General features: G+C 46.9%; 14 protein-coding genes. 12 read left to right on the forward strand and 2 right to left on the reverse strand.

Going from position 1 to position 14,601, the window contains the following annotated elements; all coding sequences use genetic code 11:
- The first annotated feature begins 190 nt into the window (after positions 1-190).
- From Q5866_RS03005 to hisIE, 9 genes are all read left to right on the forward strand, one after another.
- Complete coding sequence (locus Q5866_RS03005; RefSeq protein WP_303178689.1) at positions 191-1,225, forward strand: hypothetical protein; 1,035 nt, start codon at positions 191-193, stop codon at positions 1,223-1,225.
- A gap of 230 nt (positions 1,226-1,455) precedes the next feature.
- Positions 1,456-2,313: an ATP phosphoribosyltransferase gene (gene hisG, locus Q5866_RS03010; RefSeq protein WP_292266125.1), complete on the forward strand. Its 858-nt coding sequence runs from the start codon at positions 1,456-1,458 to the stop codon at positions 2,311-2,313.
- A gap of 18 nt (positions 2,314-2,331) precedes the next feature.
- Positions 2,332-3,612 carry a histidinol dehydrogenase gene (gene hisD / locus Q5866_RS03015; protein WP_303178693.1) on the forward strand — a complete coding sequence of 427 codons (1,281 nt, stop codon included), beginning with the start codon at positions 2,332-2,334 and terminating at the stop codon, positions 3,610-3,612.
- Between the two features lie 144 nt (positions 3,613-3,756).
- Entirely contained in the window at positions 3,757-4,788 is a 1,032-nt protein-coding gene (gene hisC, locus Q5866_RS03020) for a histidinol-phosphate transaminase (protein WP_255302081.1), read from the forward strand.
- A gap of 8 nt (positions 4,789-4,796) precedes the next feature.
- Complete coding sequence (gene hisB, locus Q5866_RS03025; protein ID WP_099294703.1) at positions 4,797-5,897, forward strand: bifunctional histidinol-phosphatase/imidazoleglycerol-phosphate dehydratase HisB; 1,101 nt, start codon at positions 4,797-4,799, stop codon at positions 5,895-5,897.
- Between the two features lie 105 nt (positions 5,898-6,002).
- Positions 6,003-6,587 carry an imidazole glycerol phosphate synthase subunit HisH gene (gene hisH / locus Q5866_RS03030; protein WP_099293770.1) on the forward strand — a complete coding sequence of 195 codons (585 nt, stop codon included), beginning with the start codon at positions 6,003-6,005 and terminating at the stop codon, positions 6,585-6,587.
- Positions 6,588-6,592: 5 nt separating this feature from the next.
- Complete coding sequence (hisA, locus tag Q5866_RS03035; protein WP_255302080.1) at positions 6,593-7,291, forward strand: 1-(5-phosphoribosyl)-5-[(5-phosphoribosylamino)methylideneamino]imidazole-4-carboxamide isomerase; 699 nt, start codon at positions 6,593-6,595, stop codon at positions 7,289-7,291.
- 106 nt (positions 7,292-7,397) lie between these two features.
- Entirely contained in the window at positions 7,398-8,153 is a 756-nt protein-coding gene (gene hisF, locus Q5866_RS03040) for an imidazole glycerol phosphate synthase subunit HisF (protein ID WP_303178697.1), read from the forward strand.
- A 14-nt stretch (positions 8,154-8,167) separates the two neighbouring features.
- Entirely contained in the window at positions 8,168-8,773 is a 606-nt protein-coding gene (hisIE, locus tag Q5866_RS03045; RefSeq protein ID WP_227215947.1) for a bifunctional phosphoribosyl-AMP cyclohydrolase/phosphoribosyl-ATP diphosphatase HisIE, read from the forward strand.
- Positions 8,774-8,783: 10 nt separating this feature from the next.
- Here hisIE and Q5866_RS03050 read toward each other — a convergent pair whose 3' ends face one another.
- Positions 8,784-10,841 (reverse strand): helix-hairpin-helix domain-containing protein, encoded by a 2,058-nt coding sequence (locus Q5866_RS03050; protein WP_303178700.1) that lies wholly within the window; start codon positions 10,839-10,841, stop codon positions 8,784-8,786.
- A 251-nt stretch (positions 10,842-11,092) separates the two neighbouring features.
- The gene (gene purE / locus Q5866_RS03055) at positions 11,093-11,599 is read right to left on the reverse strand and encodes a 5-(carboxyamino)imidazole ribonucleotide mutase (protein ID WP_099293760.1); all 507 of its coding nucleotides are present in this window, start codon (positions 11,597-11,599) and stop codon (positions 11,093-11,095) included.
- 103 nt (positions 11,600-11,702) lie between these two features.
- On the opposite strand from purE, the gene Q5866_RS03060 reads away from it, so the two are divergent.
- The 3 genes from Q5866_RS03060 to Q5866_RS03070 all read left to right on the forward strand — a co-directional run bounded on the left by Q5866_RS03060 (position 11,703) and on the right by Q5866_RS03070 (position 14,446).
- A complete protein-coding gene (locus Q5866_RS03060) occupies positions 11,703-12,242 on the forward strand; it encodes a phosphoribosyltransferase (protein ID WP_303178702.1) in 540 nt (179 codons plus the stop codon).
- Between the two features lie 87 nt (positions 12,243-12,329).
- Positions 12,330-13,319 (forward strand): GTPase ObgE, encoded by a 990-nt coding sequence (gene obgE, locus Q5866_RS03065; RefSeq protein ID WP_303178704.1) that lies wholly within the window; start codon positions 12,330-12,332, stop codon positions 13,317-13,319.
- Positions 13,320-13,402: 83 nt separating this feature from the next.
- Complete coding sequence (locus Q5866_RS03070; RefSeq protein WP_303178706.1) at positions 13,403-14,446, forward strand: DUF2776 family protein; 1,044 nt, start codon at positions 13,403-13,405, stop codon at positions 14,444-14,446.
- The last annotated feature ends 155 nt before the right edge of the window (positions 14,447-14,601 follow it).

Genomic DNA, 14,601 nt, shown 5'->3' on the forward strand with positions numbered 1-14,601 from the left:
TTTTAAATTTTTAAAGAGGTGATAATTAAACATCTGTGAATCTTGAAGTGTTAAAATTGCAAATCACTTGTAACTTCTGATTAAAATTGCACGTTTTTTGCTGGGTAAATAGCTACGTGGCGTAATAAACGAAGGTTTGTTGATAGCACGTTTGGTTATAAAAAGATGTCTAATTAATATTTAATGAAGTATGAAAAATCGGTTTTTATGGTTGTTGATTTTAGGGATGGCATTATTTACTGCTTGTAGTGATGACGATGATGATAAGAAAGCAGTAACTTACAACGGAGAAAATTTATCTCTTTCTCTTGGTGATTTTGTTCTTTCGGGTAAAGAGGCTGTTTTGGATGGTGCAGTTTTGACAGTGAAAAAAGCATTGCCGGGAGAGGCTGAAACAGTGTTTGCTGTTACTCGGACAGGAAGTGAAATTGTTGGTTCCAATTCTAATGCGAATCGAGACGTAGTTCTTGAAGGAGTAATTGATGGAAATAAATTAGGTCTGAATTTGACTGCGAAGATGAAATCTTCAATGACAGCTAAATGGGGTATTAAGTCTTTTATTTTTAATGTAGAAACAGATCAAAAAGAGATTGGTTCAGGTGAGGATGCAATTCCGGTAGATGAATTTGTGGAACAAATGAGTGGATTGGTTAATTGGATTTTACCTAAGTTATTACAATCTCTTTCTTTGGAAGAAGATGGTAATGTTATTGCATCTTATATTCAAGATGTGGATAAATTGTTTACTGATCCAAAATTTGGTGATTCTCCAAAAGGAATGGCGCTACATAATGTTGTAGATAATAAATTGTACATTGCTTTAAATATTAATGGAATTATTGCTGATGCGACTTCTCCTAAGCAATCTAATGTTGGGCGTTCAGAGTCGGTAAATCCTTTGCTTCAATTGGCTGCTGCAGCAAATGAGGGATTACCTTTGTTGATGAGAAAGACGGATGATGGTGTTGATGTATATGTAAATAAAGAAATGATGCTACCTGTCGTGAAAATGCTACCTTCTTTGTTAGAAACTTTTGGGGAGCAGTTAGGTGATATGAAAGAATTGGTAAGTTCTTTAGTAGGTATGATTGTACCTCTTATTGAGAATAGCAATGAAACCGAAATCGGTTTGCATCTAGTTCCTTATGTAGAAGAAGCTCCTGCACCAGCAGCAATGGTATTGCCTCAGTCAGTTGAAAAATTCATGCAGAAATTTGCGGAATAATTTTTAGTTCTTATATTTGCAGCACGAAAAAGACAAAAATATGAATAGTACGTTACATCATATGCATCATCATTGCCATCACTGTTTTCAGGTGAGATGATGCTGTTGTGCTGTAATTAGAGATAAAGAAAGTATAAACGAGCTCGCCTGAATCAGGCGGGCTCGTTTTGTTTTTTTCGATATCATAAATAGCCTTTCCGGATTCAGAGCGACGATAAAATCAAATGAAGATGGTAAAATTGAAAGTCGCAATTCAGAAGTCAGGACGTTTGAACGAGGATTCCCTCGAGTTGTTGAAAGAGTGTGGTATTTCTATTAATAACGGGAAAGAGCAGTTGATGGCACAGGCCTCCAATTTCCCGTTGGAGGTGCTTTATTTACGAAATTCGGATATTCCTCATTACGTGGAGGATGGGGTGGTTGACGTGGCGATTATCGGGGAGAACACGATAATAGAGAAACGGGCGAATGTATTGAAGTTGTTGGATTTGGGCTTTTCCGGATGTCGGGTGTCGATAGCGATTCCGAAGTCGGAGGAGTTTACGGGATTGGAGTGGTTGCAGGGGAAGAAGATTGCGACGTCGTACCCGAATACATTGAATGATTTTTTACAGCAGAATAACATACAGGCAGAGGCTCACGTGATTACAGGGTCGGTGGAGATTGCGCCGGGGATTGGGTTGGCGGATGCGATTTGTGATATCGTGAGTTCGGGGAGTACGCTTTTCAAAAACGGGTTGACGGAGGTTTACACGTTGTTTAAGTCTACTGCTGTTTTGGTGGCGAACCCGAATTTGGACGAGGAGAAACGGACGTTGTTGGAGCAATTGATGTTTCGGATTAAAGCGGTGTTGGCGGCGAAATGTAACAAGTATATTTTGTTGAACGCTCCGGAGGATAAGTTGGAAGAGATTTGCAGGGTGTTGCCGGGGGTGAAAAGTCCGACCGTGATGCCGTTGAGGATGAAGGGGTGGTACTCGCTTCATTCGGTGGTGAACGAGAATCGGTTTTGGGAGTCGATAGGAGCTTTGCGTGCCGCGGGAGCGGAGGGGATACTGGTGGTGCCGATTGAAAAAATGATTGAGTAAAATTAATGTAATAAGGTTATGAATAAGATATTATATCCGAAAAGAGAAGATTGGGCGAAGATATTGGAACGTCCGGTAAATAAGGGCGAGGATTTGGAAAAGGTGTGTCGGGCTGTGTTTGATGAGGTGGCTCGTGATGGGGATGAGGCGTTGAAGAAGTACACGTGGTATTTCGATAGGGTGAAGATGGCTGATTTTGAGGTAACGAACGAAGAGTTTGAAGTTGCTGACCGGGAGGTAGCTGCGGATTTGAAAGAGGCTATTGGGCTGGCGAAGGAGAATATAGAACGGTTTCACGAGGTGCAGCTACCGGGTATTAATGAATACGTGAACGCGAATGGTTTCCGTTGTTGGCAGGAGGCGAGAGCGATTGAACGCGTGGGGTTGTATGTGCCGGGAGGAAGTGCGCCGTTGTTCTCGACCGTGTTGATGTTGGCTATACCCGCACGTATTGCCGGATGTCGGGAGGTTGTGATTTGTACGCCTCCGGGACAGGATGGACGGGTGAATCCGGTGATTTTGTGGACGGCGAAACTTTGTGGCGTGAGTCGGGTATATAAAGTTGGGGGGATTCAGGCGATTGCCGCTTTGACGTTGGGGACGGGGACGATACCCCGGGTAGATAAGATTTTCGGACCGGGCAATCGTTTCGTGACGGCGGCTAAACAAATGGTCGGGCGTTACGGGGTGGCGATTGATATGCCGGCTGGTCCGTCGGAATTAATGATTGTGGCGGATGGAACTGCCTGTCCCCGTTTTGTGGCGGCAGATTTGTTATCACAGGCGGAACACGGTCCGGATAGTCAGGTGGTGCTTGTTACTTGCGTGGAGAGGTTGGTGGAAGAGGTGGAAAGAGAGTTGCGGGAGCAATTGGATAGATTGCCTCGCAAATCGATAGCGGAAATGGCGTTGAAATGCTCGAAGTACGTGGTGTTGAATAGTCGGGAGGAGTGCGTGGAGATGGCGAATCTTTATGCCCCGGAACACTTGATGTTGTGCGTGGAGGATTACATGGCGTGGGTGCCGCGGATACGGAATGCCGGTTCTGTTTTCTTGGGAAATTATTCGACGGAGAGCGCGGGGGATTATGCTTCGGGGACGAATCACACGTTGCCGACGAACGGGTATGCACGGGCGTATAGCGGTGTCGGGGTAGATTCTTTTATGAAGAAGATTAGTTTTCAAGAGATTCGCCCGGAGGGATTGGCTTATCTGGGGAAGACGATAGAGATGATGGCTGATAACGAGAATTTGACGGCGCACGGGAATGCGGTAAGGGTTCGAGTTGAAAGTTTGTAAGGTTTATAAAGTTCATAAGGTTCATAAAGTTCATAAGATTTATGAGGTTTATGGGCTGTATGGGGACTTTGTTCTCGGCAGCGAGGCTGCCGGAATACTTTATAAACTTTACGAACATTATAAACTTTATAAACAAACATGAAAATGGAGTTTGAGAATTTGGTAAGAGAGAATATACGGGAACTGGAGGCGTACTCTTGTGCCCGCGGGGAGTTCGAGGGAGCGGGGGCGGTGTTGTTGGACGCGAATGAGAATCCGTTCGCGTCGGAATATAACCGTTATCCGGACCCGTATCAGCGGGAACTGAAACAGCAGATTGCCCGGTTGAAGGGGGGGGATGTGTCACGGTTGGTGTTGGGGAACGGGAGTGACGAGTTGATTGATATGTTGATACGGACGGTTTGTGTACCGGGACGGGATAATATAATCGTGTTTTCTCCGGGGTATTCGATGTACGAGGTGAGCGCCCGGGTGAATGGCACGGAGGTGCGGAACTTGGTGCTGGACGATGATTTTATGCCGGAATGGGAGCGTATCTTTGAGCGGGTGGATGAACGGACAAAGATTATTTTCTTTTGTACCCCGAATAATCCGGTGGGGAATGTCATTCCCTTGGATGAGATTCGGCGAGTTGCGTTGCGGTTTGACGGGTTGGTAGTGGTCGATGAGGCGTATATCGACTTCGCGGATGTGCCGTCGGCAACAAGTTTACGGGGAGAGTGCCCGAATGTCGTGGTGTTGCAGACGTTGTCGAAAGCGTGGGGACTGGCGGGATTGCGTGTAGGGATATGTATGGCGGAACCGGGATTGGTGAAGTATCTGAATAAGGTAAAGCCGCCTTATAATATCGGTTCGGTGACGCAACGAATGGCGTTGGAGGCGTTGAAGAACGTGGATTTGTTCCGGGAGAGAGTCGAGGAAATCAAACGGGAGAGGGAGCGGGTGTTTGTGGCATTGCGGGGTATGGCGTGTTTTGAGCGGGTGTATGATTCGGAGGCGAATTTCTTACTCGCGTGTACGCCTCGTTATCGGGAAGTGTATGATTATTTGTTGGCTCACGGGCTGGTTGTCCGGGTGCGGCATATTCCGCCCCGGTTGGAGGGGGGCTTACGCGTCACGATTGGGACGAGGGAGGAGAATGATTTATTGATTCGGGTATTAAAGGATTTTAGATGACAAGATGTATGAAGAAGATTTTGTTTATAGATAGGGATGGAACGATTATCAAGGAACCGCCCGGTGATTTTCAAGTGGATAATATGTCGAAATTGGAATTCGTGCCGGGAGTTATCGGGGCTTTGCGGGAGTTGGCGAGGGATACGGATTATCGGTTGGTTATGGTAAGTAACCAAGATGGCTTGGGGACGGAGCGTTTCCCGATGGAGGCTTTTTTGCCACCCCATGAGTTTATGTTACGGACGTTGGCGGGTGAAGGCGTGGTGTTTGACGAGATTCTTATTGACGAGAGTATGCCGGAAGAGGGCTCCCCTTGTCGAAAACCGGGAATTGGTATGGTGGAGAAGTATTTGGGTGATGGGTTGGAGCGAGAGTATTCTTACGTGATAGGGGATAGGGTGACGGATATGCAGTTGGCGAAAAACATGGGGATACGGGGAATTTATTTGGGCGAGGAGGTCCCGGAGGGGTTACCCGTGGCTTTGTGTACTGGTTCTTGGGGAAGGATTGTTCGTTTTTTGAAAAAAGGCAGCCGCCGGGCAGTAAAAGAAAGAAAGACCGCAGAAACGGACGTGAAGGTTGCGCTTGACCTGAATGGTTCGGGAGAAGGGGACGTACGGACGGGATTGGCTTTTTTCGACCATATGTTGGAACAGATTGCACGCCACGGGGAAATTGATTTGGTTGTTGCCGTGAAGGGGGACTTGCAGGTCGATGAACATCACACGATAGAGGATACGGCTATCGTGCTAGGGAGTTGTTTTGCCGAGGCGTTGGGGAGTAAGAAGGGGATTGGGCGGTACGGTTTTGCTTTACCCATGGATGAGGCGAAAGCGGAGGTGTTGCTTGATTTCGGGGGACGGGGGTGGTTGGAATGGAATGCGACGTTTACCCGGGAGTACGTGGGGGATTTCCCGACAGAGATGACCAAACACTTTTTCGCTTCCTTTTGCCAGACGGCAAAGTGTAACCTGCATGTGACGGCGAAGGGAGAGAATACACATCACACGATAGAGGCTATTTTTAAGGCTTTCGGGCGTTGCTTGCGTGTGGCGGTGGAACAGAAGGACGGGGGAGAGTTGCCATCGACGAAGAGTTTAATAGACTGATTAATTGATGATTTATGATTGAAGATTTTTGATTGAGGAATTTCTCAATTTTTCATGAACTAATATTTTAATCATAAATCGTAAATCTTAAATCTTAAATCTTAAATGGGAAAGGTTGTTATCATAGAATACGGTGCGGGAAATTTATTCTCGGTGGAAACGGCGGTGCGGCGGTTGGGATATGAGGTAGCGTGTAGTGCCGATGCGGAAGTGATACGGGCGGCGGATAAGGTTATATTCCCGGGGGTGGGGCAGGCTGCTGCCGCGATGCGGCAATTGAAAGAGGGTGGACTGGATACGGTAATATCATCATTGCGGGTACCGGTGCTGGGGATATGTTTGGGGATGCAATTGATGTGTGAGGCTTCGGACGAGGGGAACACGGACGGGTTGGGTATTTTTCCTGTACGGGTGCGGAAATTCGGGAGCGAGAGCAAGGTGCCGCACATGGGATGGAACGGGATTCGGGAGTTGAGGAGTCCGTTGTTTACGGGAGTGAACGAGGGCGAGAGGGTTTATTTCGTGCATTCCTATTATGTACCCGTGTGTGAAAATACGATTGCGGCGTGTGATTATCAGCGGGAATTTAGTGCCGCTATCCGGAAGGATAATTTCTGGGGATGTCAATTTCATCCGGAGAAGTCTGCTGAAACGGGGGTACGAATACTTGAGAACTTTTTAAAATGGTGAGTGATATGGAAAAGGAGATAACGATTATTCCGGCGATAGATATTATCGGGGGGAGGTGTGTGCGCTTGATGCAGGGAGATTATGACAGGAGTAAGGTTTATCATGATGACCCGTTGGAGGCTGCACGACGTTTTGAAGCGGCGGGAATGGAGAGGTTGCATCTCGTGGATTTGGACGGGGCGGCGGCTTCTCGTGTCGTGAATGTCGATGTGCTGGAAAGAATATGTAAGCATACACGTTTACGGGTGGATTTTAGTGGTGGGATAAAAGGGGAGGATGATATTTGCCGGGTGTTTGATGCCGGGGCTTCATTTGTTTGCTTGGGGAGTATGGCACAACAGGATAGACGGAAAACTACCCTGTGGTTGGAACGATACGGGCGGGAGCGGGTGATTGTAGGTGCGGATGTCCGCGGGGAGCGGGTGTATATCAACGGGTGGAAACGCGGAACGGAAACAACTGTATTTGAATTGGTAGAATGGTACCGTCCCATGTTGAAATATTTGATGTGCACGGATATAGAGCGGGACGGGATGTTGGCGGGTGTGGCATTGCCTTTGTACCGGGAGTTGGTGACCCGTTTCCCGGAATTGACGGTGATTGCTTCCGGGGGAGTGAGTTCAAAAGAAAACGTGAAGGCGTTGGCAGGTGCGGGTGTGACAGAGGTCATAGTGGGGAAAGCGTTGTATGAAGGGAAAATCTAATTAATTTATGATTTATGAATTACGATTTACGATTATTAGTTCGTGGGAAAAATCATAAATCGTGAATCATAAATCATAAATCTTAAATCTTAAATCTTAAATTGGTATGTTTTTAGCAAAGAGAATAATTCCCTGTCTGGATGTAAAAGACGGGAGGACGGTAAAAGGGGTGAATTTCGAGAATTTACGAGATGCGGGGGACATCGTGGAGCTGGCTGAGCGTTATTCGAAAGAGGGGGCGGATGAATTGGTGTTTTTGGATATAACGGCGAGTTGTGACAAGAGGAAGACGATGGCGGAATGGGTGGAACGAGTGGCTCGTGCGGTGAATATTCCTTTTACCGTGGGGGGAGGAATATCATCGGAAAAAGATGTCGAGGTGTTGTTGCGGAAAGGTGCGGATAAGGTGTCTGTAAATTCGAGTGTGTTGACTGAGCCCGGTTTAATTAATCGGTTATCGGAGGCATTCGGGCGACAGTGTGTGGTGGTGGCGATTGACGCGAAACAAGGGGCGGATGGTTGGCAGGTATATAGTCATGGCGGTCGTTTGGCGACGGAACGGGAGCTTTTCTCGTGGGCACGGGAGGCAGAGGAGAGGGGTGCGGGTGAGATTTTGTTCACGTCGATGGACCATGACGGGACACATCAAGGTTTTGCTTGCGATGCCGTGGCTCGACTGGGTGAAATGGTGCGGGTTCCGGTTATCGCATCCGGGGGAGCGGGGTGTATGGAGGATTTTTATGACGCGTTTGTTCGCGGGCGGGCGGATGCCGTGCTAGCGGCAGGGGTATTCCATTTCGGACAGGTCGGGATACCGGAGTTGAAGTGTTATTTGAAAGAGAAAGGAATTGTTGTACGTTAAAAATGAAAAGAGAGATGATAGCATTGGAAAAATTGAAATTTGATGTGAACGGGTTGATTCCGGCAATCGTGCAAGATGCCGAAACCCGGGTAGTATTGATGCAAGGGTACATGAACGCGGAGTCTGTCGCGAAAACGTTGGATTCGGGTAAAGTGTGTTTTTTCAGTCGTTCCCGTCAACGCTTGTGGACGAAGGGGGAGAAGAGCGGTAATTTTTTGCACGTGAAAGAGATTCTCGCTGATTGTGATAATGACTCGTTGTTGGTGAAAGCGATACCTGCCGGACCTACTTGTCACACGGGGAGCGACACGTGTTGGGGCGAGGTTAACCGGGAGAGTGATTTTCTGCATTATTTGCAACAATATTTGCGAAAACGTAAAAATGATTCCCCGGAGGTATCGTACACGGCACGATTGATAGGCAAGGGTATTAATAAAGTCGCTCAAAAAGTGGGAGAGGAAGCCGTTGAACTGGTGATTGAAGCGAAGGATGACAACGAAGAATTGTTCTTGAACGAGGCGGCGGATTTGATGTATCACTATATTGTGTTGTTGATTGCCAAGGGGTACGGGTTGGAAGATGTGGAACGGGTGTTGAGGGGAAGACATACAGGGGTGTGAGTCCGGTTTGTTATATTCTGACTCGAACTTGGAAAGTAAAATCGAATAATTTGTTGTCGTCCACTTGTGTCAAAGAGGAGCTGATAATCGTTTTGTCCGGATAATAGATTACGCCGGCTTTGAGGTATAGCGTGATGCGGCGGACGGGTTTCCAATTCAGATTCAAGTAGGAACGTACACCCCGTTCTTGGTATGCCGGGAAAGAATACCCGTAAAGTACGTTATGTTCGTAGGCGTATACGCGGGCATTGTAGCTGTCTGTATCAAAGTATGCCAAACGAAACTGGGCTTTAACGTTTTCTTCGCGGGATGTATAGGCAATGTCTTGATAAACGAGAAAACCGGACTCTTTTTTCTCTTGCTTCGCGTAGCGGACATAGGTGGCGCGGCTTTGTAGTTTCAAGCACTCTATGAAAGAGCAGGAGAATTGGAGTCTGTATTCTTGTTTTGTCCGGATGACGGAGATGATTTTTTCTGCTTTGTAATCTTCCGGTTTCCCCTCGTGTTTGAAACGCAGGTTACATTCCCAGCGGGGACGGGAGTAGGTGACTTCACCCGTGACCTCGTTTCCGGAACCGGGGAGTGTTGCTTGATAACGGGGTGCGAAGAAACGGAAATGGTCGTAGTACGCGTTAAGTTTCAAGTTGCGGAAAGGTGTACATTCCAGTCCCGCGTATATGCCTTCTTCGTTGGAGGTATTCGAGTATTCGGCGAATCCGCTGTTATAATGGGAGCGGAAGTCTTTATCGTATCGGCGATAAATGACGCTTAGTGCCGCGGGGCGGAAACCCGTGTAACGCAATCCGTTGATGGTTGCCCATGAGCCATTGTCGCCGCGGGCGATTTCCCCGAATAGAAAGCAGTGGCGGGCTCCCGTTTTATAGTCGATGCTGATGAGGGTGCGATGGCGTCCCCGGTCGTTGTATTGCTGGTAAGTGGATTTCCCGATGGCGAGAGCGGGGGTGAAATTGTAATATAGAATTTGTATTCCCGTTCGAAAGTAGCGGTGATTCAAGCGGGCGGAGAGTCCGGTCGTAAATTCTTTCAGCGTGTGTTTCTTCTCTGATTCCAGTGCGTTGCGGTGATAACCTGTTTGATAGAGTGTGGCTGTTCGTAAGGCATCCGGGGTGAGGGTATCCGTGGCGAGCGGGTTGCCGTCGGTCTTTTTGTAGGAGATGAATATTTCTGTTGTCATATCCCGAAAAGGTTGTAGGCTGATGGCGCCACCCCGGAGAAAGCGATTCTCGTCGGTGGAGAAGTAGGGCATGATGCCGTTTCCTGATTTTTCGTTACTCAGTGAAGCGGATGATTTGCCGGTAGAGAATCCGCCCCACGCGATTAATCCTTGTCCCCATTGTATTTTATAATCTCCGACGCATATTTTTTGAATGGTATTACCGGGCGTGTAGCAGAGGTGGGCGGAGAGAAAGTCGAATCCGGTTTTCTGGTTTTTCGTGAAATAATTCTCTCCCGCGTCGTTTTCGAGGGTGATACCCCCTTGCCAGCGGTTTCCGGCGGTAACTTTGTATTTTAACAAGGTGCTTACGGGCGGACCTTGGAAACGGTTTCTTTTTTTGGTGAGGTAATCTTTTTCATAAATGAATGCATCTCGGCTGTATCGCTTGTAACCGGCTTGTTTCGGGCGTGTGGTTTTGACGCGAGCCAGTATCTCGTGGTGCAATCGGGGAAGGCGGGTTGTACCGGGAGTATAATCCCCGATGCGGATAAAGGGTTTGATATTTTCTAAATCTCTAGTGCCGAAACCTGTAACCAATAGAATCTCGTTCGGGTGCATGAAAGCACCATGCTTTTCCCGAAATTCCAGTAAATTGTCAATCTGTGCATCTGACAGGAAAAAGAGCATTTTCAGGCTGTCGAAAGGTACGGAATTAATATTTATAGGGTTTGTGGACAGATTCAAAAGGGTTGCCACGATATCTTCATAATAAGCTTCGGAAGCTTCCACGTCATTGTCTTGCAATAATTTCTCTATATCCGTGATTTCCTGCGAGTGAAGAATGGCAGGGAGCATGAATAGAAATATACAGAAAAGTACTGCTCTACACATCTTTGGAAGTTTAGGTTATTGGTATGAAAGACGACTCTGGAGCCGCATATCCAAAGATATGAAATTTATAAGTTATAACTTATAAAAATGGGGAAAATGTGAATTTTATCAAGTACGATTAATAAGAGGATGTGGCAAAACACATCCTCTGGTCTGTAAGGTCTATAAAGTCCATCATGTCATAAAGTCAAGAGTATTTATGAACCGAAGGTTCGTCTTTTATAGACTAGAGGTGTGTAAAACACACCTCCTTAATTCGTCTTGTAATCGTATTTTACTTTTGCCAGTTCATTGTTGGCGTCAACGATTTTCTTTTTCAAGGATTCTTTGAAATCAACGATTTTCGCTTTTAATGCATTGTCACCCACGGCAAGAATCTGTGCTGCCAATATTCCGGCGTTCATGGCTCCGTTGATGGCTGTGGTGGCGACAGGGATGCCCGGGGGCATTTGGGCGATAGCCAAGAGGGCGTCCATACCGTCGAGGGAGGCATTGATGGGTACTCCGATAACGGGGACGGGAGTCATGGCGGCGATAACACCCGGCAGGTGTGCTGCCATTCCGGCTCCGGCGATGATAACTTCGATGCCCCGTTCGCGAGCGCCTTTGGCGAAGGCTTCCACTTCTGCCGGCGTGCGGTGAGCGGAAAGAGCATTGATTTCGAAAGGTATGCAAAAGTCATTCAATACTTTCGCGGCTTTTTCCATAACGGGTAGATCAGAAGTGCTACCCATGATAATACTTACTTTTGGATCCATATTTTTACCGGATTTTAAATTCAAAGTTGTACTTTTGCGCAAAGTTAAATAAAAAAACGAGTCCGAAGACGGAAAACAGTCATTCGGGAGAAATATTTGTGATATGAAAACAATCAGACTGCATGATCGGGATTTCCGGTTATTGATCGGGGCAGAGGAGATTGAGCAGGCGATAGACCGGGTTGCCCGACAAATGAATAAGGATTTGGCGGGGGAATCTCCCTTGTTTATTGGTGTTCTGAACGGGGCTTTTATGTTCGTGTCCGATTTGCTGAAGAAAATCACGGTGGAAGGGACAGAAATCAGTTTCGTGAAGATTGCCTCGTATGACGGGCTTGCTTCTTCCGGAAACGTGCAGAACTTGATAGGTTTGAAAGAAGATATTGCCGGACGTACTGTCGTGGTTCTGGAAGATATGGTAGATTCGGGAGAGTCTATGGTATACTTGAAGCGTATGTTGGAGGAGAGGAACCCGAAACAAGTGAAGATTGCGGCTATGTTTTATAAGCCGGGGGCTTTGAGGTATGACTTGACTCTTGATTACACGTGTATAGGTCTGGAAAACGATTTTGTGATTGGGCGAGGCTTGGATTACGACGGTTTAGGACGAAATCTGCCGGACTTGTATACAATTGAAAGTTGAAAATTGAAAATTGAAAATGACGAGTGAATGATGTCATTTTTAATTTGGAATCTAAAATCATAAATCATAAATCTAAAATAAAAAAGGATGGCATCAACGAACTTTGTCGATTACGTGAAAATTTTCTGTCGTAGCGGAGCCGGGGGACCGGGCTCCATGCATTTGCACCGGGATAAGCGTTCCGCTAAAGGCGGGCCTGACGGGGGAAATGGAGGACGCGGCGGTCACGTGATTTTGCGTGGGAATCGTAATTATTGGACATTGATTCACTTGAAATTCCAACGTCACGTGTTCGCGGGCGACGGGGAGAGTGGAAGCGGTAATTTGTGCACAGGGGCGGACGGGGAAGATGTAATCGTGGACGTGCCTCTCGGGACAGTGGCTCGGGATGCGGACACGGGTGAAACGGTTTGTGAGATTACCCGGGACGGTGAAACGGCTATTGCCGTTCGCGGAGGACGAGGTGGTCTTGGAAACTGGAATTTCCGTTCTGCCACGAATCAGACACCTCGTTACGCGCAACCCGGGGAACCGCGCGTGGAGCGTACCGTGATTATGGAGTTGAAAGTACTTGCCGACGTGGGATTGGTGGGATTCCCGAATGCCGGAAAATCGACCTTGTTGTCCGTGGTGTCGGCAGCGAAACCGGAGATTGCCAATTATCCTTTTACAACGTTGGTACCGAACTTGGGAATCGTGAATTACCGGGATAATCGTTCTTTTGTTATGGCGGATATCCCCGGTATCATTGAGGGGGCTCACCTTGGTAAAGGATTGGGATTGCGATTCTTGCGTCATATCGAGCGAAATTCGGTATTATTATTTATGGTGCCGTGTGATAGTAAGGACATTCACGAGGAGTACCGGATATTGCTGAACGAGTTGAAGCAATTTAATCCGGAATTGTTGGATAAAAGAAGATTGCTGGCAATCACGAAGTCCGATTTCATAGACCGGGAACTCATGGCGGAAATAGAACAGGACTTGCCGGATATTCCTTACGTTTTTATTTCTTCCGTCACGGGAAACGGCATCACGGAGTTGAAAGATATGTTGTGGAAGGTACTGAATGATTAGGTTTTTTAATATAATTTTCAAAGAAACGGGTTAACCGAATATGTTAATCGCCGTATATGCATAGGTATTAAAATGAATTGCTTATGAATTACGGTATTAGTGTTTTGTTTCGTTTAATTCCCTTATTGATGGCGTTGATTTGCTTCTTTTTCGGGGGGTATATTTTCGGTTACGGGAATGATGAAGCTCGTTGGGTGGCAGGGCCGGTCGTGTTTTCATTAGGAGTTCTTTGTTTAGCCCTTTATGCCACGGCTGCCACGATCATTCGTCAGTTGATCCACACGTATAATCCCGTGGTGAAGTATTTGTTGCCTGCCATGGGGTATTTGTTTGCCTTGGGTACTATGATTTTGGGGATCACTTTGTTGAACATGGCGGAACCGCAGAATATGTTCGTGCCGGGGCACGTGATTTGCGGGGTGGCATTAATCGCCGGTTGTATCTCTACGGCGGCGACTTCATCGACTAAATTTACATTAATTCCGGGAAATTCCCACGGGACGAGTGATAAAATTAACCCGGCAGGTTTTTCAGCGACGACGGAATCCACGCTGATTGGAATCACTATCGTGCTGGCTTTGGTGGCATGGGTATGGGCTATCGTTTTATTGTCCGGGGCTTCCGAGGGCGATCATCTGGTTGCCGGGAGTGTCATGGCGGGCTTGGCTTGTATATGCACGAGTCTGATTGGTTTGGTTGCAAGTATTTCCCGTCAGATCAGGAATGATTACGGGGAAAAAGATAGAAAAAATTGGCCTAGACTGGTATTTTTCATGGGGACTATCTGTATTGTAGGGGGAATTGTAGAGTTGTTGGCTGCAGCGGCTCCCGTGAATACTACCGGTTTTATCTTGATTGGCCTCGGGCTGGTTTGTTTCAGTATTTCCAGTAAGGTTCTTTTATTGGCAAAGGTGTGGCGTCAAGAATGTAAATTGGCGAACCGGATACCTTTGATTCCGGTCATGACAGCTTTGTTTGCTCTTTTCTTGGGAGCCTTCCTTTTTGAAGAGGCGTCACTGGATAACGCTTTCTTTGTACCTTCGCGTGTACTGATCGGTTTGGGAGCGATATGCTTTTCCCTGTTCTCGATTGTCAGTATTCTGGAAAGCGGTACATCGAGCAAATAACTATACTTTCGGAGGTTTTGATTTGAGTTTATATTTCGTGTCGTGAGGACTCTCTGCAAAGGGTTCTCACGATTTTTTCGTGTGTACTTTATACATGTTTTGTTTTGAGTTATACAGGCGGTTATTGTTTTAGAAGCTAAAAATTGATTATTTTC

The organism is uncultured Butyricimonas sp. (assembly GCF_959596855.1).
Lineage (GTDB): Bacteria > Bacteroidota > Bacteroidia > Bacteroidales > Marinifilaceae > Butyricimonas > Butyricimonas muris.

Coding starts and splice junctions, on each gene's coding strand:
- Q5866_RS03005 (WP_303178689.1), top strand. CDS start 191: ATGAAAAATCGGTTTTTATGGTTGTTGATTTTAGGGATGGCATTATTT.
- hisIE (WP_227215947.1), top strand. CDS start 8,168: ATGATAGCATTGGAAAAATTGAAATTTGATGTGAACGGGTTGATTCCG.
- hisF (WP_303178697.1), top strand. CDS start 7,398: ATGTTTTTAGCAAAGAGAATAATTCCCTGTCTGGATGTAAAAGACGGG.
- Q5866_RS03070 (WP_303178706.1), top strand. CDS start 13,403: ATGAATTACGGTATTAGTGTTTTGTTTCGTTTAATTCCCTTATTGATG.
- hisB (WP_099294703.1), top strand. CDS start 4,797: ATGAAGAAGATTTTGTTTATAGATAGGGATGGAACGATTATCAAGGAA.
- hisC (WP_255302081.1), top strand. CDS start 3,757: ATGGAGTTTGAGAATTTGGTAAGAGAGAATATACGGGAACTGGAGGCG.
- hisH (WP_099293770.1), top strand. CDS start 6,003: ATGGGAAAGGTTGTTATCATAGAATACGGTGCGGGAAATTTATTCTCG.
- Q5866_RS03050 (WP_303178700.1), bottom strand. CDS start 10,841: ATGTGTAGAGCAGTACTTTTCTGTATATTTCTATTCATGCTCCCTGCC.
- purE (WP_099293760.1), bottom strand. CDS start 11,599: ATGGATCCAAAAGTAAGTATTATCATGGGTAGCACTTCTGATCTACCC.
- Q5866_RS03060 (WP_303178702.1), top strand. CDS start 11,703: ATGAAAACAATCAGACTGCATGATCGGGATTTCCGGTTATTGATCGGG.
- obgE (WP_303178704.1), top strand. CDS start 12,330: ATGGCATCAACGAACTTTGTCGATTACGTGAAAATTTTCTGTCGTAGC.
- hisG (WP_292266125.1), top strand. CDS start 1,456: ATGGTAAAATTGAAAGTCGCAATTCAGAAGTCAGGACGTTTGAACGAG.
- hisA (WP_255302080.1), top strand. CDS start 6,593: ATGGAAAAGGAGATAACGATTATTCCGGCGATAGATATTATCGGGGGG.
- hisD (WP_303178693.1), top strand. CDS start 2,332: ATGAATAAGATATTATATCCGAAAAGAGAAGATTGGGCGAAGATATTG.